Source organism: Burkholderia sp. GW821-FHT14F03 (genome assembly GCF_058803765.1).
On record NZ_JBXAPG010000043.1, the window covers coordinates 38,687 to 59,409 of the forward strand.

Annotated in this window: 20 protein-coding genes and 3 tRNA genes; 7 read left to right on the top strand and 16 right to left on the bottom strand. The window is 64.6% G+C overall.

Going from position 1 to position 20,723, the window contains the following annotated elements; all coding sequences use genetic code 11:
* The 3 genes from AC1RQF_RS25495 to AC1RQF_RS25505 all read right to left on the bottom strand — a co-directional run.
* The coding region (locus AC1RQF_RS25495; protein WP_492873229.1) for a hypothetical protein at positions 1–748 on the bottom strand (748 nt) is incomplete at its 3' end.
* 50 nt (positions 749–798) lie between these two features.
* Positions 799–1,215, bottom strand: coding sequence for a DNA polymerase III subunit chi (locus AC1RQF_RS25500; RefSeq protein ID WP_492873230.1), 417 nt, complete (start codon positions 1,213–1,215; stop codon positions 799–801).
* 37 nt (positions 1,216–1,252) lie between these two features.
* Entirely contained in the window at positions 1,253–2,764 is a 1,512-nt protein-coding gene (locus AC1RQF_RS25505) for a leucyl aminopeptidase (protein ID WP_273998692.1), read from the bottom strand.
* Positions 2,765–2,886: 122 nt separating this feature from the next.
* Between AC1RQF_RS25505 and lptF the strand changes: the two genes are divergently transcribed.
* From lptF to AC1RQF_RS25520, 3 genes are read left to right on the top strand one after another with little or no spacing between them, the layout of a single operon-like run.
* A complete protein-coding gene (gene lptF / locus AC1RQF_RS25510; protein WP_273998694.1) occupies positions 2,887–3,984 on the top strand; it encodes an LPS export ABC transporter permease LptF in 1,098 nt (365 codons plus the stop codon).
* A gap of 3 nt (positions 3,985–3,987) precedes the next feature.
* Entirely contained in the window at positions 3,988–5,139 is a 1,152-nt protein-coding gene (lptG, locus tag AC1RQF_RS25515; RefSeq protein ID WP_273998695.1) for an LPS export ABC transporter permease LptG, read from the top strand.
* 5 nt (positions 5,140–5,144) lie between these two features.
* Entirely contained in the window at positions 5,145–5,528 is a 384-nt protein-coding gene (locus AC1RQF_RS25520) for a sirohydrochlorin chelatase (protein ID WP_273998696.1), read from the top strand.
* Between the two features lie 64 nt (positions 5,529–5,592).
* Here AC1RQF_RS25520 and cobA read toward each other — a convergent pair whose 3' ends face one another.
* From cobA to AC1RQF_RS25550, 6 genes are all read right to left on the bottom strand, one after another.
* Positions 5,593–6,369, bottom strand: a complete 777-nt coding sequence (gene cobA / locus AC1RQF_RS25525) for a uroporphyrinogen-III C-methyltransferase (RefSeq protein WP_273998698.1) — start codon at positions 6,367–6,369, stop codon at positions 5,593–5,595.
* Positions 6,370–6,430: 61 nt separating this feature from the next.
* Complete coding sequence (locus tag AC1RQF_RS25530) at positions 6,431–7,747, bottom strand: sulfate adenylyltransferase subunit 1 (protein ID WP_273998699.1); 1,317 nt, start codon at positions 7,745–7,747, stop codon at positions 6,431–6,433.
* Positions 7,748–7,769: 22 nt separating this feature from the next.
* On the bottom strand, positions 7,770–8,732 hold the full coding sequence (gene cysD, locus AC1RQF_RS25535) for a sulfate adenylyltransferase subunit CysD (protein WP_273998700.1): 963 nt from the start codon (positions 8,730–8,732) through the stop codon (positions 7,770–7,772).
* A gap of 72 nt (positions 8,733–8,804) precedes the next feature.
* Positions 8,805–9,554: a phosphoadenylyl-sulfate reductase gene (locus tag AC1RQF_RS25540; protein ID WP_492873231.1), complete on the bottom strand. Its 750-nt coding sequence runs from the start codon at positions 9,552–9,554 to the stop codon at positions 8,805–8,807.
* The gene (locus AC1RQF_RS25545) at positions 9,551–10,090 is read right to left on the bottom strand and encodes a DUF934 domain-containing protein (RefSeq protein ID WP_273998705.1); all 540 of its coding nucleotides are present in this window, start codon (positions 10,088–10,090) and stop codon (positions 9,551–9,553) included. Before AC1RQF_RS25545 ends, AC1RQF_RS25540 begins: the two co-directional genes overlap by 4 nt.
* A 23-nt stretch (positions 10,091–10,113) precedes the next feature.
* Positions 10,114–11,793, bottom strand: a complete 1,680-nt coding sequence (locus AC1RQF_RS25550; protein ID WP_273998706.1) for a nitrite/sulfite reductase — start codon at positions 11,791–11,793, stop codon at positions 10,114–10,116.
* Positions 11,794–12,009: 216 nt separating this feature from the next.
* Here AC1RQF_RS25550 and AC1RQF_RS25555 point away from each other — a divergent pair, with 216 nt between their 5' ends.
* From AC1RQF_RS25555 to AC1RQF_RS25570, 4 genes are all read left to right on the top strand, one after another.
* Positions 12,010–12,951, top strand: a complete 942-nt coding sequence (locus tag AC1RQF_RS25555) for a CysB family HTH-type transcriptional regulator (RefSeq protein ID WP_273998707.1) — start codon at positions 12,010–12,012, stop codon at positions 12,949–12,951.
* Positions 12,952–13,169: 218 nt separating this feature from the next.
* Positions 13,170–13,254, top strand: a tRNA-Leu gene (locus AC1RQF_RS25560).
* A gap of 175 nt (positions 13,255–13,429) precedes the next feature.
* Complete coding sequence (locus AC1RQF_RS25565) at positions 13,430–14,662, top strand: tyrosine-type recombinase/integrase (protein ID WP_492873232.1); 1,233 nt, start codon at positions 13,430–13,432, stop codon at positions 14,660–14,662.
* A gap of 330 nt (positions 14,663–14,992) precedes the next feature.
* A complete protein-coding gene (locus tag AC1RQF_RS25570) occupies positions 14,993–15,460 on the top strand; it encodes a toll/interleukin-1 receptor domain-containing protein (RefSeq protein ID WP_492873233.1) in 468 nt (155 codons plus the stop codon).
* A 530-nt stretch (positions 15,461–15,990) separates the two neighbouring features.
* On the opposite strand, the gene AC1RQF_RS25575 is transcribed toward AC1RQF_RS25570, so the two are convergent.
* The 7 genes from AC1RQF_RS25575 to AC1RQF_RS25605 all read right to left on the bottom strand — a co-directional run bounded on the left by AC1RQF_RS25575 (position 15,991) and on the right by AC1RQF_RS25605 (position 20,652).
* A tRNA-OTHER gene (locus AC1RQF_RS25575) sits at positions 15,991–16,091 on the bottom strand.
* A gap of 20 nt (positions 16,092–16,111) precedes the next feature.
* Positions 16,112–16,215, bottom strand: a tRNA-OTHER gene (locus AC1RQF_RS25580).
* A gap of 7 nt (positions 16,216–16,222) precedes the next feature.
* Positions 16,223–16,699, bottom strand: a complete 477-nt coding sequence (locus AC1RQF_RS25585) for a helix-turn-helix domain-containing protein (RefSeq protein WP_492873234.1) — start codon at positions 16,697–16,699, stop codon at positions 16,223–16,225.
* A gap of 290 nt (positions 16,700–16,989) precedes the next feature.
* Entirely contained in the window at positions 16,990–17,580 is a 591-nt protein-coding gene (locus AC1RQF_RS25590; protein ID WP_492873235.1) for a DUF4276 family protein, read from the bottom strand.
* The gene (locus AC1RQF_RS25595; RefSeq protein WP_492873236.1) at positions 17,577–18,779 is read right to left on the bottom strand and encodes an AAA family ATPase; all 1,203 of its coding nucleotides are present in this window, start codon (positions 18,777–18,779) and stop codon (positions 17,577–17,579) included. Before AC1RQF_RS25595 ends, AC1RQF_RS25590 begins: the two co-directional genes overlap by 4 nt.
* A 665-nt stretch (positions 18,780–19,444) precedes the next feature.
* Positions 19,445–19,696 (bottom strand): Ogr/Delta-like zinc finger protein, encoded by a 252-nt coding sequence (locus AC1RQF_RS25600; protein WP_492873237.1) that lies wholly within the window; start codon positions 19,694–19,696, stop codon positions 19,445–19,447.
* Positions 19,693–20,652 carry a hypothetical protein gene (locus AC1RQF_RS25605; RefSeq protein ID WP_492873238.1) on the bottom strand — a complete coding sequence of 320 codons (960 nt, stop codon included), beginning with the start codon at positions 20,650–20,652 and terminating at the stop codon, positions 19,693–19,695. The genes AC1RQF_RS25600 and AC1RQF_RS25605 overlap by 4 nt, the downstream gene beginning before the upstream one ends.
* Positions 20,653–20,723: the final 71 nt, after the last annotated feature.

Sequence of the window (20,723 nt, forward strand, 5' to 3'; positions counted from 1 at the left end):
GCTCCAGTACCTCGGTCAGCGTCGGCGGCATCGGGAACGGTTCGGCCTGCGACGCGGCTTCCGGCGCTTCGGCACGGCCCGCCGGCGGTGCGGCGAGCGCTTCGCCCGACGTCGCGTCCGGCTTGCCCCGCTCCAGTACGGTGGTCAGGAGCGGCGGCATCGCGGGCGGTTCGGTCGGCGACACGGCTTCCGCCGCCTCCCCACGCCCCGCCGCCGGCAACGCGCTCGCCGGTTCACCCGGCGCCGCCTCCGGCCGCCGGCCCGGCGTCAATACCTCGGTCAATACCAGCGGCATCGCGGATGCGAGCGTCCGCGCGTCCATTGGCTCCGCCGCCTCGAATCGTTCCGGGGCGCCCTGCTTGAGCACGTCGGTCAACAACGGCGGCGTCGAGGCCGCCTCGCCCGCCGCCAGCAGCGCATCGGCCGGCGATACGGCGCCCGGCTCCGCCGGCACCGGCATCGACGCCTCGGCCTCGCCCTCCGCCAACGGCGCCGCCACCGGCCTGCCCGGCGTCAGCACATCGGTCAACAACGGCGGCATCGGGGCCGCCTCGGCCCCGGGCGCCACCGGCTCGCCCGGCGCCAGCACCTCGGTCAATACCGGCGGCAACGCCCCCGGCTCGTCCGCGGTGCGCGAGCCGGGCACGAGGACATCGGTCAACACCGGCGGCATCGAGGCCGACACAACCGGCCTGCGCCCTTCCGCTAGCGCCGTCGGCTTGCCCGGCGTCAGCACGTCGGTCAGCACCGGAATCGAGGATGCGGGGACTTCCTGCACGTAACCTCCGTCCGGCAAGGCTAGGCGCCTTGCTTGTAGTTGTTGAGCGCGTAACCGCGATCGCGGTAGAACCGGTAGCGCTCACGGCCCGCCGCCAGCTCGTCCGGCGCGTTGCCGACGACTTCGAGCAGGCGCTCGAAGCGCGCGAACTGCGCGGGCACGTCCGCGCCCAGGTTCAACAGGATCTGATGATGCGGCGCGCGCTCGAGGTCGACCGTCAGCACGATCGGCGTGCCCGCCGCATGCGGGCTGTCGACCGAGCAGTGCGGAACGAAATCGAGCGGCGAGAAGGTCCACAGCCGCTCGTCGAGCGCGCGCAGGCGCGCGGCGTCGGCGAGCACGACGACCGGCTGCCCAGCCTGATAGGCCTTGCGCAGCAGCCGACACGCATACGCGAGCGAATCGCCGACGTTCGAATGAAAATCGATGCGCGTCATCGCCCGTCGCGCTCCGTCGCGTTGCCGCCTTGCGCCATCACGCGCCGGCGCGGTCGATCAGGAACTGCGCGAGCAGCGGCACCGGACGGCCGGTCGCGCCCTTCGCCGCGCCGCCCTTCCACGCGGTGCCCGCGATGTCGAGGTGGGCCCACGGATAGCTTTCGGTGAAGCGCGACAGGAAGCACGCCGCCGTGATGCTGCCGCCCGGACGGCCGCCGATGTTGGCGAGATCCGCGAAATTCGACTTCAGCTGTTCGTGATACTCGTCGTCGAGCGGCAGGCGCCAGGCCGGATCGCCCGCTTCGCGCGACGCATCGAGCAGTTCGCCCGCGAGCGCGTCGTCCTTCGAGAACAGCCCGCTGTTGTGATGGCCGAGCGCGATCACGCATGCGCCCGTCAGCGTCGCGACGTCGATCACGGCCGCCGGCTTGAAGCGCTCCGCGTAGGTCAGCGCGTCGCACAGGATCAGCCGCCCTTCCGCGTCGGTGTTGAGCACCTCGATCGTCAGCCCCTTCATGCTGGTGACGATGTCGCCCGGCTTGGTCGCGTTGCCGGCCGGCATGTTCTCGCAGGTCGGGATGATCGCGACGACATTGAGCTTCAGGCCCATTTCCGCGACCGCGCGGATCGTGCCCAGCACCGAGCCGGCGCCGCACATGTCGTACTTCATCTCGTCCATGCCTTCGCCCGGCTTCAGCGAGATGCCACCCGTGTCGAACGTGATGCCCTTGCCGACCAGCACGATCGGCGCAGCCTTCGCCGCGCCGCCGCGGTAGTGCAGCACGATGAACTGCGGCGGCTCGACCGAGCCGCGCGTGACCGACAGGAACGAGCCCATCTTCAGCGCCTGGATCTGCTTGAGGCCGAGCACCTCGGCCTTCAGGCCCCAATCCTTGGCCAGCTGCTTCGCGGTGTTCGCGAGATAGGTCGGGGTGCACACGTTGCCCGGCAGGTTGCCGAGGTCGCGCGTCAGGTCCATCCCGTTGGCGAGCGCCACCGACTGCTTGACCGCGGTCTTGGCGGCCTTCTCGTCGGCCGGATCGACGCTGAACACGACGCGCTTGAGCGCATGCGCGGCCGTTTCCGGCTTGCTCTTCAGCTGCGTGAAGCGGTAGGTCTCGCCGCGCAGGGCGAGGATCGCCGCGCGCACGCCCCAATCCGCGGTGCGTTCCGCGATCGGCAGTTGGGCGAGCGTGAAGGTGGCCTGGACCACCTTGGTCGCGAGCAGCGCGCGCCAGGCGGCCTTCGCTGCGTCGTTATAAGCTTTCTGGCCGAAAGCATCCTGCTTGCCCAGGCCGACGAGCAGCACGCGCGATGCGCCGATGCCCGAAACTTCGTGCAAAAACAAGGTCTTGCCGGCTTTTCCGTCGATATCGCCGGCCTTGATCACGCGCGAGATCAGGCCCTTCGTGGCCGTATCGATGTCGAGCGCCGCGCCCGACAGGGACTGCGCCTCGAACACGCCGAGCACGATGCAGTCCGACTTGCCCGTCACGAACCCCTTCGACGTGCCTTTGCTCCAATCACAGCCTTTTATGCTAAAGTCCATCGCGCTTGTCCTCGGATAAAATCTGGGCTAAGGATGAAAGCCGCAATTATCCGCTATTTTTCCCGTGGCGGAGTGAGTACCTCCCCACGCGTGCGCTGCCTCCCGCCCTCTTCTCATCAATAATGATCTTCGAACGCTCCCTCCAGCGCGAGCTTGCGTATACCGCCGGCGCTGTATTCATGGTGCTGCTCACGATCATGCTGACGTCGATGATGATCCGCATCGTCGGCTACGCGGCATCGGGTGAAGTCAGCCCCAAAGACGTGCTGGTGCTGATCGGCCTGACGGTGATCGGCTACCTCGCGATGATTCTCGTCGGCACCCTGTTCGTGTCGATCCTGTTCGTGCTCACGCGCTGGTACCGGGATTCGGAAATGGTCGTCTGGCTCGCCTCCGGCGTGAGCCTGACCCGCCTCATCAAGCCGATCGGCCTGTTCGCCACGCCGATCATCGTGCTGATCGCGTTCTTCGCGTTCATCGGCTGGCCGTGGTCGAACCAGCAGAGCAAGCTGATCAAGGCGCGCTTCCAGCAGCGCGACGAGGTATCGCTGCTCGCGCCGGGCCAGTTCCGCGAATCGACCTCGACCAACCGGGTGTTCTTCATCGAGAAGATGTCGCCGGACCAGAGCAAGGTGCAGAACGTGTTCGTGACCACCACCGAGCACGGCAAGGTCAACGTGGTCGTGTCGCAGACGGGGCACACCGAGACCATGAAGAACGGCGACCGCTTCATCGTGCTCGAGAACGGCCGCCGCTACGACGGCGCGCCGGGCCAGCCGAACTTCAAGATCATGGAGTTCGAGCGCTACGGCGTGAAGATCCAGAGCAAGCAGGTGGTCAACCAGCCGACCACCACCGGCACCCCGACGCTCGACCTGCTGCGCAACCCAACCAACGAAAACCTCGCCGAGTTCGCGTGGCGCGCCGGGCTGCCGCTGATCGCGATCAATCTGATGATCCTCGCGATCCCGCTTTCGTACCAGAATCCGCGCCGCGGCCGCACCATCAACCTGGTGATGGCCGTGCTGATCTATCTCACCTACTCGAACCTGTTGAACGTGGTGCAATCGCAGATCGAACGCGGCAAGCTGCCGTTCAGCGTCGGCCTCGTCGTGCTGCACACCGTGGTGGCCGCGATCGTCGGCGTGATCTTCTGGCTGCGCGTGCGCAATCGCCCGCTGTTCACGCGCGCGCTGTTCCGCCGCTCGCAGGGGGCCTGACCGATGCGCCTCTACGAGAAATACTTCGCGCGCCAGATCTACGTGACCTTCACGTTCGTGCTGTTCGCGTTCTCCGGCCTGTTCTTCTTCTTCGACCTGATCAGCGAACTGAACTCGGTCGGCCACGGCAACTACAAGTTCGGCTACGCGGTGCTGCGCGTCGCGCTGCAGACGCCCTCGCGCTTCTACGAGATCATCCCGGTCGCGACCTTGATCAGCTCGATCTACGTGTTCGCGCAGATGGCCGCGAACTCCGAGTTCACGATCTTCCGCGTGTCCGGCCTCGCGACCAACCAGGCGCTGCGCTCGCTGCTCAAGATCGGCGTGCCGCTCGTGATCGTCACCTACATGATCGGCGAATTCGTCGGCCCCTACTCCGACCAGCTGTCCGAGCGCGTGCGGCTCGAGGCGCTCGGCTCGTCGGTGTCGTCGAACTTCGCGTCCGGCGTGTGGGTCAAGGACACGCTGACCGCGCGCGACAACGGCGAACCCGTCACCCGCTTCGTCAACGTCGGCAAGCTGTCGCCCGATTCGACCATCAGCGACGTGCGCATCTACGAATTCGACTCGAAGTTCCAGCTGCAGAACGTCCGGATCGCCAAGACGGGGCGCTACCAGCCGCCCGGCCACTGGCTGCTGACCGACGTCACCGACACCCAGCTCACGAGCCTCGCACCCGCGCCGGCCGGCCAGCCGACCGACGCGCTGAATCCCGTCTATCGGTCGAAGCAGGTCGAGATGCCGCAATACTCGCTGCGCTCCGACCTGACGCCGCAGATCCTGTCGGTGCTGCTGGTGTCGCCGGACCGGATGTCGATCTTCAACCTGTTCCGCTACATCCAGCACTTGCGCGAGAACCAGCAGGACACGCAGCGCTACGACATCGCGCTGTGGCGCAAGCTGCTGTATCCGTTCGCGGTGTTCGTGATGCTGGTGCTGTCGCTGCCGTTCGCATACCTGCACACGCGCGCGGGCGTGGTCGGCGTCAAGGTGTTCGGCGGGATCATGCTCGGCATGAGCTTCCAGCTGTTCAACACGCTGTTCTCGCACATCGGCACGCTCAACACCTGGCCCGCGCCGCTCACCGCCGCGATCCCGGGCCTCGCCTACCTTGCGCTCGGGTTGTTCGCGCTCAAGTGGGTCGATCGTCACTGAGCATCATGGGCAAACACGGTCTCGTCCTGTTCGGCCACGGCGCGCGCGACGCGCGCTGGGCCGAGCCGTTCGAACGGCTCGCCGACCGGCTGCGCGCGGCGCGCGGCGCCGACGCGCCCGTCGTGCTCGCGTTTCTCGAACTGATGACGCCGACGCTGCCCGAGGCGGCCGCCGCGCTCGCCGCGCAAGGCTGCGACGCGATCACCGTGATCCCGGTCTTCTTCGGCCAGGGCGGCCACGTGCGCCGCGACCTGCCGCAACTGCTCGACGCCTGCCGCGCCGCCCAGCCGGGCATCGCGTTCGCCTGCGCGAGCGCGGTGGGCGAAAACGACGCGGTGCTCGACGCGATCGCCGGCTATTGTCTGCGTCAGCCGCCTCCCGCGCCCTGACGCCCTGAAACGCGCATAAAAAAACGCTGGCCCACGGTCAGCGTTTTTTATTCCCGGACGCGCCTCACGCCGCGTCGCGCATCCCGCCGCCTTCCGCCCCGGGCTCCGCTTCGCCGTCGCCCTGGCCCGCTCCTCGCGCGGCGAATGCCTCGCCGATCATCAGCAGGCTCGGTTGCGTCGCATCGAGCCAGGCCTGCGCGTCCCCGGCCGCCATCGCATCGAGCGTGAGCGTCAGCCGGCGCTCGCGCGGCGTGCTGCACGCCTCGACGATCGCCACCGGCGTCGTGCCCGCGCGCCCCGCGTCGATCAGCTCGCGCGCGATGCCGGGCGCGCTGTCGCGGCCCATGTAGTAGACCAGCGAATCGGCGTTCACCTGCTCGCGGAGCGCCTCGCTGCCCGGCGCGCGGCTGTGGGTCGCGAACGCGACGCTGCGCGCGACCCCGCGCAGCGTCAGCGAGCGCTTGAGCGTCGCCGCGCCGGCCAGCGCGGCGGTGATGCCGGGCACGACCTCGTAGTCGATCCCGGCCGCCTCGAGCGCGCGCATCTCCTCGTCGGCGCGCCCGAACAGCATCGGATCGCCGCCCTTCAGGCGCACCACCACCGCGTGCTCGCGCGCCGCGTCGACCAATTGCTTGTTGATGAACTGCTGCGCGGTGGAGCGCTGCCCGCAGCGCTTGCCGACCGCGATCCGGCGCGCATGCGCCGGCGCGTAATCGAGCATCGCCGGCTCGACGAGCGCGTCGTGCAGCACCACGTCGGCGTCGGCCAGCAGGCGCGCGCCGCGCACCGTGATCAGGTCCGCCGCGCCGGGTCCCGCGCCGATCAGATACACCTTGCCCATATGTGTTCCGTTTCCTCGAATCCGTGCAAGCGGGCCGCGCGGCGACGCGCGGCCCGGACCATCATGCGGAAAATTCGCGGATCATCCCTGCCGCGACCGTGTGATGGGTCGCCTCGTCGATCAGCACGAACGCGCCCGTGCCCGGGTGCGCATCGTAGGTGTCGCACACGATCGGCTTTTGCAGCGTCAGCGCGACCCGGCCGATATCGTTCATCTTGAGATCGTGGCGGTCGGTCGCATGCGACAGCGTATGCACGTCGAGCACCTGCCGGACTGCGCCGATCTTCGTCAGCACCGTGTTCGTGGTCTGCTTGAGCAGGTATTTGCGCTGCGTCGACAACGGCGTGTCGTCGAACCAGCACAGGTCCGCCTCGAGCTTCTTCGCAGGCTCGATACGCCGCGCGGCCGGCACGAAGGTGTCGCCGCGCGACACGTCGACGTCCTCGGCGAAGCGGATCGTGACCGCCTGCCCCGCGAACGCACGCTCGACCGCCGCGGTGCCGCCCGGCACCGGCGCGATGATCTCCGCGACCGTCGCCTCGCGGCCCGACGGCAGCACCGCGAGCGCGTCGCCGACCTGCACCGCGCCCGCCTCGACGCGGCCCATGTAGCCGCGGAAGTCATCGGCCGAGCTGCCGTCCTGGCGCGCGACCCACTGCACCGGGAAGCGCAACGCGTCGCCGGCGTCGACCTCGACGGGCAGCCGCTCGAGCACGTCGAGCAGCGCCTCGCCCGCGTACCACGGCATCTTCTCGCTCGCGCCGACGATGTTGTCGCCCTTCAGCGCCGACACCGGCACGAAGCGCACGCCGGCGAGGCCGAGCTGCTGCGCGAGCGTGACGTAGGCGTCGCGGATCTCGTTGAAGCGGGTCTCGCTGTAGTCGACGAGATCCATCTTGTTGATCGCGACGATCACGTGCTGCAGGCCGAGCAGCTTGACGATCGCGCTGTGACGCTTGGTCTGCGGCAGCAGTTGCGCGACGCCCTGCTCGAACGTGACGCGGGTCGCGTCGATCAGGACGATCGCCGCGTGCGCGGTGGACGCGCCCGTGACCATGTTGCGCGTGTACTGCTCGTGGCCCGGCGTGTCGGCGATGATGAACTTGCGCTTCGCGGTCGCGAAGTAGCGATACGCGACGTCGATCGTGATGCCCTGCTCGCGCTCGGCCTCGAGGCCGTCGGTCAACAGCGCGAGGTCCAGCTCGTCGCCGACCGTGCGCTTGTTCTTCGCTCGCGACAGCGCGGACAGCTGGTCGGACAGCACGGCCTTGCTGTCGTACAGCAGGCGGCCGATCAGCGTGCTCTTGCCGTCGTCGACGCTGCCTGCCGTGATGAAGCGCAGCACGCCGAGGTCTTCGTGATTCTCGATGATGCTCATGATGTCGGTGTCCTCGTGTGCCTCAGAAATAACCCTGCTTCTTGCGCTGCTCCATCGCCGCCTCGGAGGCCTGGTCGTCCATCCGGGTCGCGCCGCGCTCGGTGATCTCGGTCACCGCGGTTTCGGCGATGATCTTCTCCACGTCGTCCGCGTCGCTCGCGACCGGGCAGGTGCACGAGATGTCGCCGACCGTGCGGAAACGCACCAGCGCCTGCTCGCTCGTTTCGCCCTCGCGGATCGGCGTGAGCGGCGTGACCGGCACGAGGAGACCGTTGCGGCGCACGATCTCGCGGCGGTGCGCGTAGTAGATCGACGGCAGTTCGAGCCCTTCGCGCGCGATGTACTGCCACACGTCCAGCTCGGTCCAGTTCGAGATCGGGAACACCCGCAGATGCTCGCCCTTGTGCAGGCGCGCATTGAACAGGCTCCACAGTTCCGGGCGCTGCGCCTTCGGGTCCCACTGGCCGAATTCGTCGCGGAACGAGAAGATGCGCTCCTTCGCGCGCGCCTTTTCCTCGTCGCGGCGCGCGCCGCCGATCATCGCGGTGTAGCCGTGCTGCTCGATCGTCTCGAGCAGCGTGACGGCCTGCGCGGCGTTGCGCGAATCGGTCTCGCGGCGCAGCACCACGGTGCCGCGCTCGATCGAATCCTCGACGTGGCCGACGATCAGCTCCGCGCCGATCTCCTGCGCGCGGCGATCACGGAAATCGATCACCTCGCCGTAGTTGTGGCCCGTGTCGATGTGCACGAGCGGGAACGGTAGCGACGTCTTGCGGTTCGCGCCGAGGCCGAACGCCTTCAGCGCAAGGTGCAGCACGACCACCGAATCCTTGCCGCCCGAGAACAACAGCGCGGGCTTGCTGCATTCGGCCACGAGTTCGCGCAGGATGTGGATCGACTCGGCCTCGAGCCAGTCGAGGTGGCCCATCCGGCCGGCGCTGCCGACGGGCGGGGCAAAGGCGGAGTGTTCGAGCGTCGTGCTCATGGTCATCAGTCCTTGTTCTGGGTCGCGCCCACCGTTTCCGGGTGGCGCGGGATTCAATCTTATTACGACGGCTCAGGCGCCGGCAGATTCGGTCGGGGCACCCGACGGCAGCGGCGTGATCGGAATGTGCAGCCCGCACTCCCTGGTGTCGCGGAATTCCCACCACCAGCGGCCGGCGCGGCTGTCCTCGCCGGGGCGCACCGCGCGCGTACAGGGCTCGCAGCCGATGCTCGGGTAGCCGCGCGCGTGCAGCGGATTCACCGGCACCTCGAAGGCCTTCAGGTACGCCCACACGTCGGCCTCGGTCCAGTCGGCGAGCGGATTGTACTTGGCGATGCCGCGCGCCTCGTCCCGCTCCTCCTCGTGCAGCTCCGCGCGCGTGACCGACTGCTCGCGGCGCTGGCCCGTCACCCATGCGTCGACCCCGGCGAGCGCGCGGTTGAGCGGCTCGACCTTGCGAATCGCGCAACAGCCCTTGCGCAGGTCGACGCTCTCGTAGAACGCGTTCAGGCCATGCTGCGCGACGTAGGCGTCGACCGCGTCCTGGCGCGGCTGGAACTGCTCGATCTCGTAGCCGTAGCGCTCGCGCACGCGGTCGAACATGCCGAGCGTCTCCGCATGCAGACGGCCCGTGTTCAGCGAGAAGATGCCGATCGCCACGCCTTTCGACAGGATCGCGTGCGTCAGCAGCATGTCTTCCGCCGCGAGGCTGCTCGCGAACTTCACGCGCGGATGCCGCGCGCCGATCGTCGCGAGCAGCGCGTCGAGGCGGGCGATCTTGTCGGCCAGTTCAGGCGCGACGCCCGGCGCGACGGTATTCATGCGCCCACCTTCTGCACGGCGCCATCGCGGCGGCGGAACAGCGGCGACGGATTGTCGACCGCGCCCTGGTAGCGCTGCGAGAACTCGCCGAACGCGTGCAGCGCGTCGTGGATGTCCTTGTCCGCGCGCACCGCGAACGCATCGAAGCCGCAGCGCGACATATAGAGCAGCTGGTCGCGCAGCACGTCGCCGAGGGCGCGCAACTCGCCCGTCCAGCCATGACGCTCGCGCAGCAGGCGCGCGATGCTGTAGCCGCGGCCGTCGGCGAAACGCGGGAAATCGACGCCGATCAGCGCGATCCGATCGAAATCGGCCACCAGGTCGGCCGGTTCGCTGTCGGGCGCGAGCCAGACGCCGAGCGCGTCGCGGCTGCGGCCCGCGACGAGCGCGTCGCGCTCCGCCTGCCACAGCGCGAGCGGCACCAGCACCTTGCCGGCCGGCAGCGCGGCCGCCGCGGGCAGTGCGCCGTCCTCGGCCGCGCGCACGACCTGCCATGCATCCTCGGCCACCGCGCGGTTCTTGATAATCAAAGCCATCTGCTGATTCCTTGTAGCCGGTTTCACGCGTGCGCGGGCTGGCGCGCCGCATACACACGTTCCTTGAACGGCGCGAGGCCGATGCGGTTGTAGGTGTCGATGAAGCGCTCGCCGTCGGCGCGCTGCTCGACGAAGGTGTCGACCAGCGTCGTGATCACGTCCGGCACCTCGTGCGCGGAGAACGACGGGCCGATCACCCGGCCGAGCCGCGCGCCGCCCGCGCCCGTGCCCTGCTCGCCGCCGAGCGACACCTGATACCACTCGGCGCCGTCCTTGTCGACGCCGAGGATGCCGATGTTGCCGACGTGGTGATGGCCGCACGAATTCATGCAACCCGAGATGTTCAGCGACAGGTCGCCGAGATCGTACACGTAGTCGAGATCGTCGAAGCGCGCCTGGATCGCCTGCGCGATCGGAATCGACTTCGCGTTCGCGAGCGAGCAGAAATCGCCGCCCGGGCACGCGATGATGTCCGTCAACAGGCCGATGTTCGGCGTCGCGAAACCCTGCGCCTTGGCCTTTTCCCACAGCGCGTACAGGTCGCGCTTCTTCACGTTCGCGAGGATCAGGTTCTGCTCGTGCGACACGCGCAGCTCGCCGAACGAATACGCGTCCGCCCAGTCGGCGACCGCTTCCATCTGCGCATCGGTCGCATCGCCGGGGGCGGGCCCCGTCGGCTTCAGCGACAGCGTGACGGCCACGTAGCCCGCCACCTTGTGCGGCGCGACGTTGCGCTCGACCCAGCGGGCGAACGCCTTGTTGTCGAGCAGGCGCTGCTCGAACGACGCATCGGTGTCCGGCAGCTTCTCGTACGCCGGCGGTGCGAAATCGCGCGCCACGCGTTCGAGTTCGGCTTCGGTCAGCGTCGACGGACCGTCCTTCAGGTGCTGCCACTCTTCCTCGACCTGCTGCGAGAACTTCTCCGGCGACAGCGCCTTCACGAGGATCTTGATGCGCGCCTTGTAGAGATTGTCGCGCCGGCCGTAGCGGTTGTAGACGCGCAGCACCGCCTCGCAGTACGTGAGCAGATGCCGCCACGGCAGGTTCTCGCGGATGATCGCGCCGACGATCGGGGTACGGCCAAGACCGCCGCCCGCGAGGATGCTCGCGACCACCTCACCCGCGTCGTTGCGCGACAGGTACACGCCGAGATCGTGGATCTGCACGGCCGCGCGGTCGCTCTTCGCGCCCGACACCGCGATCTTGAACTTGCGCGGCAGCCAGGCGAACTCGGGATGGAAGGTCGACCACTGGCGCAGGATCTCGGCCCACGGACGCGGATCGATCGCCTCGTCCTGCGCGACGCCGGCGAACTGGTCGGCCGTGATGTTGCGGATGCAGTTGCCCGAGGTCTGGATCCCGTGCATCTGCACCGAGGCGAGCTTCGCGAGGATCTCGGGCGTTTCCTCGAGCTTGATCCAGTTGAACTGGAGGTTCGAACGGGTCGAGAAGTGGCCATAGCCGCGATCGTGCTCGCGCGCGATCCGCGCCAGCATCCGCAGCTGGTCGCTGCGCAGGTTGCCGTACGGGATCGCGATGCGGTGCATGTACGCGTGGCGCTGCAGGTACAGGCCGTTCTGCAGCCGCAGCGGACGGAACTCCTCCTCGCTCAACTCGCCCGACAGGCGGCGGCGAACCTGGTCGCGGTACTGCGCGACGCGCTCGTCGACAATCGTCTGGTCGTATTGGTCGTACTGATACATTCGGGGACCCCAGGGTTTCTAGAATGACCGCGCGACGTCCTAGCCACGCCGCGCCCGAATCCTGCTCCGCCCGCACCGAGCCGGCCTCCCGCCGCCCGCTCATTTGCTAATGACGAAAACAGATATCCATATTTGAAAAACACTGGGGAATCGTAATAAACTCCCTTTATATTTCAAACGACTAAAAAATTCTGTCTATATGCGGAAGGGTTATAAATGAACCTGCACCAGTTTCGCTTCGTGCGCGAGGCCGTCCGTCAGAATTTCAATCTGACGGAGGCCGCGAAGGCGCTGTACACGTCGCAGCCGGGGGTGTCGAAGGCGATCATCGAGCTGGAGGACGAGCTGGGCGTGGAGATCTTCACGCGCCACGGCAAGCGCGTGCGCTCGCTGACCGAGCCGGGCCGGATCATCCTGGCATCGGTCGAGCGGATCCTGCAGGAAGTCGAGAGCCTGAAAAGGGTCGGAAAGGACTATGCCGCGCAGGACCAGGGCAACCTGACGATCGCGGCGACGCACACGCAGGCGCGCTACTCGCTGCCGTCCGCGATCGCCGAATTCAAGAAGCGCTTTCCGAAGGTGCATCTGTCGATCCTGCAAGGGAGCCCGACCCAGGTGGCCGAGATGGTGATCCACGACCAGGCCGACCTCGCGATCGCGACCGAGGCGATCGCCGACTACAAGGAACTGGTGTCGCTGCCCTGCTTCCAGTGGCACCACACAGCCGTCGTGCTGGCCGATCACCCGCTGCTCGAACGCAAGCCGCCGTCGCTCGACGATCTCGCGCAGTTCCCGCTGATCACCTACGATGACGCGTTCGCGGGCCGCAAGAAGATCAACCAGGCGTTCGCGCTGCGCGGCCTGTCGCCCGACATCGTGCTGGAGGCGATCGACGCGGACGTGATCAAGACCTACGTCGAGCTGGGGCTCGGCGTGGGCATCATGGCCGATATCGCGTTCAACCCGGAGCGCGACCGCAACCTGCGCGCGATTCCGGTCGGCCATCTGTTCGGCAGCAACGTCACGCGGGTCGCGCTCAAGCAGGGCGCCTACCTGCGCAGCTATGTGTATACGCTCGTCGAGCTGCTGTCGCCGACGCTGAACCGGCGCTTGATCGAACAGGCGCTGAAGGGCGAGGCCGATACCTACGAGCTGTGAACGGGTTGGGCATAGCCGTCGGGGCCTCGTCCGGCGTTCGGCGGCTACGACGGCTTCGCATGGCGCGGGCAGGTCGTCCCGGCAGGCAGCCGGACCAGGGGAAACGCACGGCGGGCGCGGAGCCGCGAACGGCCGCACCGCACCGCTTGCTCAGCCCGAGGTTTTCCGACATAATCCTTGGTTCGTCGCGTGCGCTCGTATGCGCGACACACGGATCTGCCCAGGTGGTGAAACTGGTAGACGCAGGGGACTCAAAATCCCCCGCCGCAAGGCGTGCCGGTTCGATTCCGGCCCTGGGCACCAATACATAGTTCCGGGAGGTTCCCGGAAGTACCGAAACCCGCGTCAGCTCTAGGCTTTCGCGGGTTTTTTAGTTTCATGAGGTTCCAAGAGGGGCCGGGGAAACCCAAAAAATCGGGGGTAAGATCGGGGGTACGGTTTACCGATTTGGGGGTAAGCCGACGACAGGGACCAATATATGCTTTCAACACCCCTCACCGACCTTCGGTGCCGTACCGCCCGCTACACGGCCAACGGCACCGGCAACAAGCTGTTTGACGGCGGTGGCTTGTTCCTTGAGCTTCGCGCCAGCGGCGCAAAGAAGTGGCGTCTCAAATACCGCTTCAACGGCAAAGAAAACCTCCTGACGTTCGGGGATTATCCCCTCGTTTCCCTCGCCGATGCTCGCGCCAAGCGCGACGAGGCCAAGCGCACGCTCGCGGCCGGCCTCGATCCAGCAATGCAGCGCGACATGTCTCGTCACGCCCAAATCGTCGCCGCGCAGAATACGTTCGAAACCGTGGCACGCGAATGGCATGAAATGCAGCGCGGCACATGGAGCGTCGATCACGCTCATCGCGTCATGGATCGACTCGAAAAAGACGTATTCCCACATCTCGGCCGGCGCCCCATCTCCGAAATATCCGCGCCAGAGCTTCTAGCCGTGATCCGGCGCATCGAGAGTCGGGGCGCGCTTGAAACCTCCCGCAAGACGCACCAGACATGCGGCCAGGTGTTTCGATACGCAATCGCTGTCGGCAAAGCGGAGCGCGACCCGTCGCCCGACCTGCGCGGAGCGCTCAAGACGAGAGCAGTGAAGAACATGGCCCGCGTCAGCGAGGGCGAATTGCCGGAACTGCTGGCGGCTATTGACGGCTATGACGGCGACAGGCGAACCAAGCTCGCGTTGCGCCTTCTCTCCCTCACGTTCGTCCGCACCGTCGAGCTCCGCTTCGCGGAATGGTCGGAATTCGACCTAGAGCGCGCTGAGTGGCGCATCCCGGCTCCGCGCATGAAGATGCGTCAGCCGCACATCGTGCCGCTATCGAGGCAGGCGCTCGCCGTCATTCAGGCAATCCGCGACACGACGACGAACAAGCGCTGGTTGCTGCCGAGCCCTCGCAACCCGGAACAGCCCATCAGCGAAAACACGATTCTGTACGCGCTCTATCGTATGGGCTTCCACGGCCGCATGACAGGGCATGGGTTTCGTGGGCTCGCATCGACCGTCCTCAACGAACGCGGCTTCAGCCCGGACTGGATTGAGCGTCAGCTAGCGCACACCGAGCAAAACAGCATCCGGGCCGCGTACAACCACGCGCAGCATCTGCCGGAACGACATCGCATGATGCAATGGTGGGCCGACTATCTCGACCAACAGAGCGGAGCGAATGTCAAACCGATAGACGCCGGCACGCCCCGCGCAGCCTGACTTTTCGCAAGATGCCAGCGAGCCCGCTTCCGTTACTCTGCGTATCATTAGAGCCACCACAACAACGGGGATACCAGCATGGCACGATGCACAGCACCAGTTCGAGGGCACCACTCGGAAGCCGCCCGAGCAGCCTGCCCAGCATGTAGCTCCCGCTACGGCGGGTACAGCGGCAGCTATGGTAGCGGGTACGGGAGGGACTACAGCCCCCCCTATTCTTCTGGTGGCGGGAGCAACTACAGCGGCGGTGGCAGATCTAGCGGAGGCGGCAGTTCAAAGCCGCGCTGGTCGCGTGCCGGTTCGTCCGTTTCATACACGCCCGCTCAAGTGGTGTCCCTCACACCGATTCGAGAGGCTATTGAAAAAGAAGCAGCGGCAAAGCCGGACCTTCGGGATTGCTTCCTCTGCCATGCTTGGGATGACAGGCAGGGCGCCGCCAAGCAGCTGCACGATTTGCTCGAGGCCGCTGGTGTCAAGGTTTGGTTCAGCGAGAAGGACCTTGGGCTTGGCGTGCCGATGATGCGAGCCATCGATAAAGGCTTGGCGGCCTCGAAAATTGGGCTCGTCCTGGTGACCCCTGCATTGTTGGCGCGGCTTCCGAAAGAGGGCGTCGCCGACAAAGAACTCTCGACTCTTCTGCAGGGTAACCGTCTCGTGCCCATCGTACACGGCACAACGTACACGGCCCTCCGCGATGTCAGCCCCATGCTTGCGTCGCGAAGCGGACTTGACACGTCGGAAGACACGATGGAGGTAGTCGCAACCAAAATTGCCGAGCTGGTCACCATCTGGGGTTGACACGCTAGGCCTTCTTCGGCTGCTTTACCTTTCTGGGTCGCCCTCCAAGTACCGCTGTCAACCTGAAGCGGCCCATCAACGAGACTCGATGGGCGACACCTTCTGACCGAAGGCCGATGGTTTTCCCGCGCCGCCGGAATTAATGATGATCCATCTTATACCTCCCCGAGGCCGGGACGGAATATCGCCCCTTTGGACCGTCCGGATGTGCCTACCTTCCAAAGGCACCAACAATTGGCGGCAAGGCTTTGGCGGACCGCCTGACGCGGCATAGAGGCATTCCGGGGCCGCACCCCATCCCCAGGAATGCCGCCCGCGGCCCCGCGCGCGCAGTTGTAGCCCCTCCCCACCTGCCCGCAAAAACGAATAGTTTTTATGCAGGCATGCACCGGCTGCTCAGGGCCGGCCAGTACCGGCCGCGTGGCGATCGACGGGGCAGTTTTGTTGTGCAGTTTTATGCACCCTGATCATGCAGTTTCGTTCACGTGGCTGGCACGCAGGTTGTATAACGTGAAGGGAGGGAAGTTGGGAAGCGACGGCGGGATTTGAACCCGCGACCTTCTCGCCCGCGATTCAGTGCGCCCTGAATCACGTCGAAGCCGAGACGCTCTATCCGACTGAGCTACGTCGCATGAAAAACAAATTAAAGGGGAGCGACGACGGGACTTGAACCCGTGACCTTCCTGCCCGTAATATCGAGGTGCGCCCTGAATCACGTCGAAGCCGGATGCTCTATCCAACTGAGCTACGTCGCTGAACCTGTCACTGTTTTTTCAGTACTTGTGTGAGGCCGCCTGCGTCAGCCGCGGCCTTCTTTACTTTTCTTGCTGTTTCAAAATCCTTTTCGATAACTTGTAGCTTCACCACAAGCCCAGACAGGTCGTACTCGTTTGATGTCTGTAGGCCGCGACTAAATCGTTGCTTTCGCTCGACGAGCTTCAATTCTTCGAGCCGCTTTACATGCCGCTGAACCTGCTTGGTACTTAGTCCAATCCGTTCGGCGATCACCTTTTTCGCAGGAAACACTCTACTGTCTGCTGCCCACCAGTGTTCAGCCAGGTGTAGGAGTACCATCATCTCCTGAGCGTTGACGCCGAGCCGAGCTTGTGCGCGGAGTAGAATCGAAGGGAAGATGGCGCACCCGTGGGACATTACGGCTTTCCCCCATTTCTTTTCCGATTCTCGCTGTGCCTGCGGCTTGAACATTGCGACTACGTTCGATTGTTCTGCAGCGCTCATGGCGTACTCACTCGGTGATTCAACAGTTCCAACTCTACGCCGATTCAATGCGAAAACGAACGGAAGACGCATGGACATCAGTGTCCACAGGCATGGACATCGACGAGGCGGGTAGGGTGGGCAATGATGTCCACCAACTTAGAATGCCGAGAAGCAGTATGCCGGCTAAGCGGACTAACATGGAGAATCAAAGGGTGGACACACCCGTCCATGCGTAGCCGATCTGCCGCGTTTGTAACGGAATAGCCGCGAGATTGATTAGGAGGGGCTCGCGACGAACAGCCGTCCACCTAGGCTATACGACCGAGATTGGTGTCCCAGTCGGTGCAGAGCTTTCGGAACGAGCGACAGCGATCGAAAGCCTGTTGCAAATCCATCAAGCCGGCGAATGCTGGTTGGTCTGTTACTACGCCGTACGAACCCTTTGCCATCCTGGCTCCGAGCCACCCTTTCGCATCACGAGGCAATTCCGCTTCTACATTCAGATCTGCAGGCAAAACAGTCAGACCTCGGTGACCGTCGAGTGATCCCGCGGCGCCTATGAACCATGCTTCGAACTCGCGTTTTGCAATCACGACGGAAACGCGGTGATTGTCGATTTCGCGCGCTCGAGCCAACAGGGTGGTCGCTAGTTCCATCGGGCAGTCGTCATCTGCATCGAGAAGGATCAGTATCCAACCATCTTCTTTACATTGGCCCCGTGCGAGCCTGAGGAATCGCACAAATTCATCCTGCGAGTTGATGAATCGATCTCGATGGACTCGATTCGGTCGCTCAATCTCGATGAAGTTCTCGGTCGGCCGCCATTCCAGAAAACGACGCAGAAGTACGGGCAGTGCGCTCACCTCACCGTGGCCTTCGACGATCGACGCAATTTTCATATGGCTCCCGGTCCAAACAGAGACGGCTGCCGGATTTCCAGTTGCTTGATTTTTTCTGGATCCGGCTGAATTTGCCCAAGTTTGAGTAGTTCACCGGCCGAGAACAGGTGCTGTCGGATGGCCTCGCGCGATGCGTTGTCGATCTCTGCGATTTTCGTATCTCCGGCTTGCGAGACGACCGCAAGGATCTGGTCGTCGCGAACACTCGGATCGTCCAACAGATCCGGGCTATGACTTGTCACGATGATTTGTGTTTCGGCAGATGCTCTATTCAGAGCTTCGCGCAGCGCAGCACTTGCAGCGGGATGCAACGCGGTCTCAGGTTCTTCGATACCGATCAGCGTAGGAGCGAAGTCACGATTACCCTGGAACAGAGCAGTTAAAACCCCAACTGCCCGAAGCGTTCCGTCGGACATATTCTGTGCAGCGAATCGCCACGGATCACGTGAGCCGCGGACGTCTTGGCGAAATTCAAGGGTCTCCATCGGTCCGACAGGAATGCGTCTTACGGCGTGAACCGTAGGCACTACAGTCTGTAGGTACTCTTCGACGATCCCAAGCGCTACCGGATTCACCTTCTCAAGGTGGCCGATCACGCTCGCAATGTTCTCGCCCTCGGGCTTCAAGAGGCGGCCTTCTTGGGCTTTCTGCAACTCGCGCATCAGCTTCGGATTGAGGTTGTAGAAGCCCATACACGTGAGCGCATCGAATATCGGGCGAAATGTGCTGAGGCCGGATAACGCGACCAAGGCAAGGCGGTCGCTGGTAAGCGCCGGAAGAGTGCCCTCGCTGCTGTTGACGACCTTGCCTCGCTCAATTCGGTAGTGCGGGCCTTTACCTAGACCGCCGAGACTGCATTCCTCTACCAGTACCTCAAATCCGCGGTTCTTAACTGCGCCGATGTTGAACGCATAGTGCGCCGGCGTACCGTCGACACGGAACTCGATGCGGACCCCGAAGTGCGTTGGATGCCCCCCGGATCGGCGCCGGACCTCGGCCCATCCTCCTCGCACGTTTAGCGCCTGCTCGAGTGAACTGGTGAGCGCGTCAGTCACAAGGTGCAGGGCGTCGACGAAGTTGCTTTTGCCGGCTCCATTTGCACCAACGAGATACGTGAGCGGCCCGAGGCGAACGTCACACTCTCCAATGCTCCGAAAGTTTCGCAAAACGACGCGCGAGATGAAGGGCAATGTGGTCATCGACAGCATCTTCCGAGGGTGAGATGCCAAATCTTACCAGTCGACATGTACCGTCCACACGAGCGCTTTCTTTGTGGATCGGCTTGCGGGTCGCTCGCTAATGTGCGGCAAGGGCCGGCCTTTGGGGCCTGCGAGAGCGAGGCTCCGAGGGCGTTGAGCTTGATGCTCAGCGGTTACGTGGCCGAGCATGGCTGACTCACATAGCGGCTGAGTGGCCACGGATCGCGTCGCTACGAGTGCAGCTTGGACGAATTGGATTGGCCCTGATCGTCCCCATAAGTCGTCTAACTTGCGCCAAGGTTGCTGCGGAAATCCCGGCGTAATCTTGACCGGCATTCCTGCAATAAGTTAGAAGAAGTCACGCAGGACATTGATTTAATTTAATTTTGTGTCTGCAAGCTGCGAAGCTTCGCGGAAGTGGCGTTCCAGTGACTTGAGCGTCGCCCCGATTGCGGTGCGGCGGTGCACATCGCGACGTGCGACGTACCGCCGACCGGGGCTGGTGTGCCTTCCTTCTGCCACTCGCGTCCGGGTCAGGATGCCAGCGCAAACCAGCGCCAGCACGCAGCGCTTCCAAACGCGCCCCTCTTCACCAGCCCGTCACGGGGCTGACACGGAGGGAAGCGCGACGGGACGGGCTCCCGGTAAGTCAAAGGCGGCCGCAGCTACCATCGATACGGCGTCTGTGCAATCGACGATTTATCCACAGCCGGAGCCTCCACCTGCAATTGCCGTGCAATCGCTTCATTCGGCTGACGGCTGGTGCGGGTCGTGTGCGTGATCGAACTCAACACCCGGAAGCCATGCCCGCAATCAGGATTCCTGCAATCTGCGTACCCCTCTTTGGTCAGTTCGGACAGCATGCGAGTCGTCCGGAATGTGGAGCGCGCGCCGCAGTGTGGACACGTGAATTTCACAGTGCGCCCTCCCCTGCCAGAACTTCGCTCATACGGCGCTCGTGAATCGCGTCCAAACGTCTTGCACGCGCCTCTTCGGTATCCGGCTGATCGACTTGCGATGCCCCGTGGTTGGATTCCGCCTCATGATCCGCGATGACGTGTTTTGCGATATGAATCTGTACTGGATTGGGAACTTCCTCACGAACCTGGGCTCCGTACCCGTATCGTGTGCCGATGCCACGGCGTTTCATTTCGTCAACATGTTCCGCCGCGATTTTCGAGACCTCGGCATCACGTAACGCAACGCCGCCGAGCGCCACGAACGCCGCCAGAAGCCCGTCCATTTCGCCCTCAGTTGTGATGGTCCGTTCGAGCGTGCCGGGACTGGCTACGCGGCCCGCAGCAGACCGCTCGCTATATGCCTGCCGTACCTGATACATCGCCCAGGCCCGCTCAAATTTCACACGCAGCGCCCCCTGCACGAACTCCATGAGCTCGTCGCGAGCATCCGCGAATGCCTTGCCGTAATGACGGTCCATGAAGTCATGCGTGGCCTCAAGCGTCACGCGTTCAACCTCGCGGGCCTCGTTCAATTGCCGGTCGAGCTCGTCAATCGCGGCCGGTACATTCACCTGCTCGTCTCGGTAGTTCGCCAGGACGGCGCAAACCTCCGAAAGCTGCGCGTCGATCTCTCGATAATCGGGCTCGCGCCCTTCGCGCGCCGACGCAATCAGCTCGTCGCGCTTCGCCGTCATCAGCTGGTCAAGCCGATCCGTCGCAGCCTCAAAATCCCCCGCACGCGCTTGCAGGCGTTCGCGCGCATCCGTGAGACGTGCGACTTGCTCGCGTGCGGTACGCAGCGCATCCGCCCCGTGATCGATACTTTCGATCTTGATTTTCTCGGCCCGCTCCATCTCGCCGGCACGGCGCAGCACGCGCTTCGCCCGTTCAAGTGTCCAATTTGCAAACGACATATCAACCTCTCAATAATGATTTTGTACGTGATCGGCCATCCCGCATGGACGGCCGACAATTCATGCGTTAC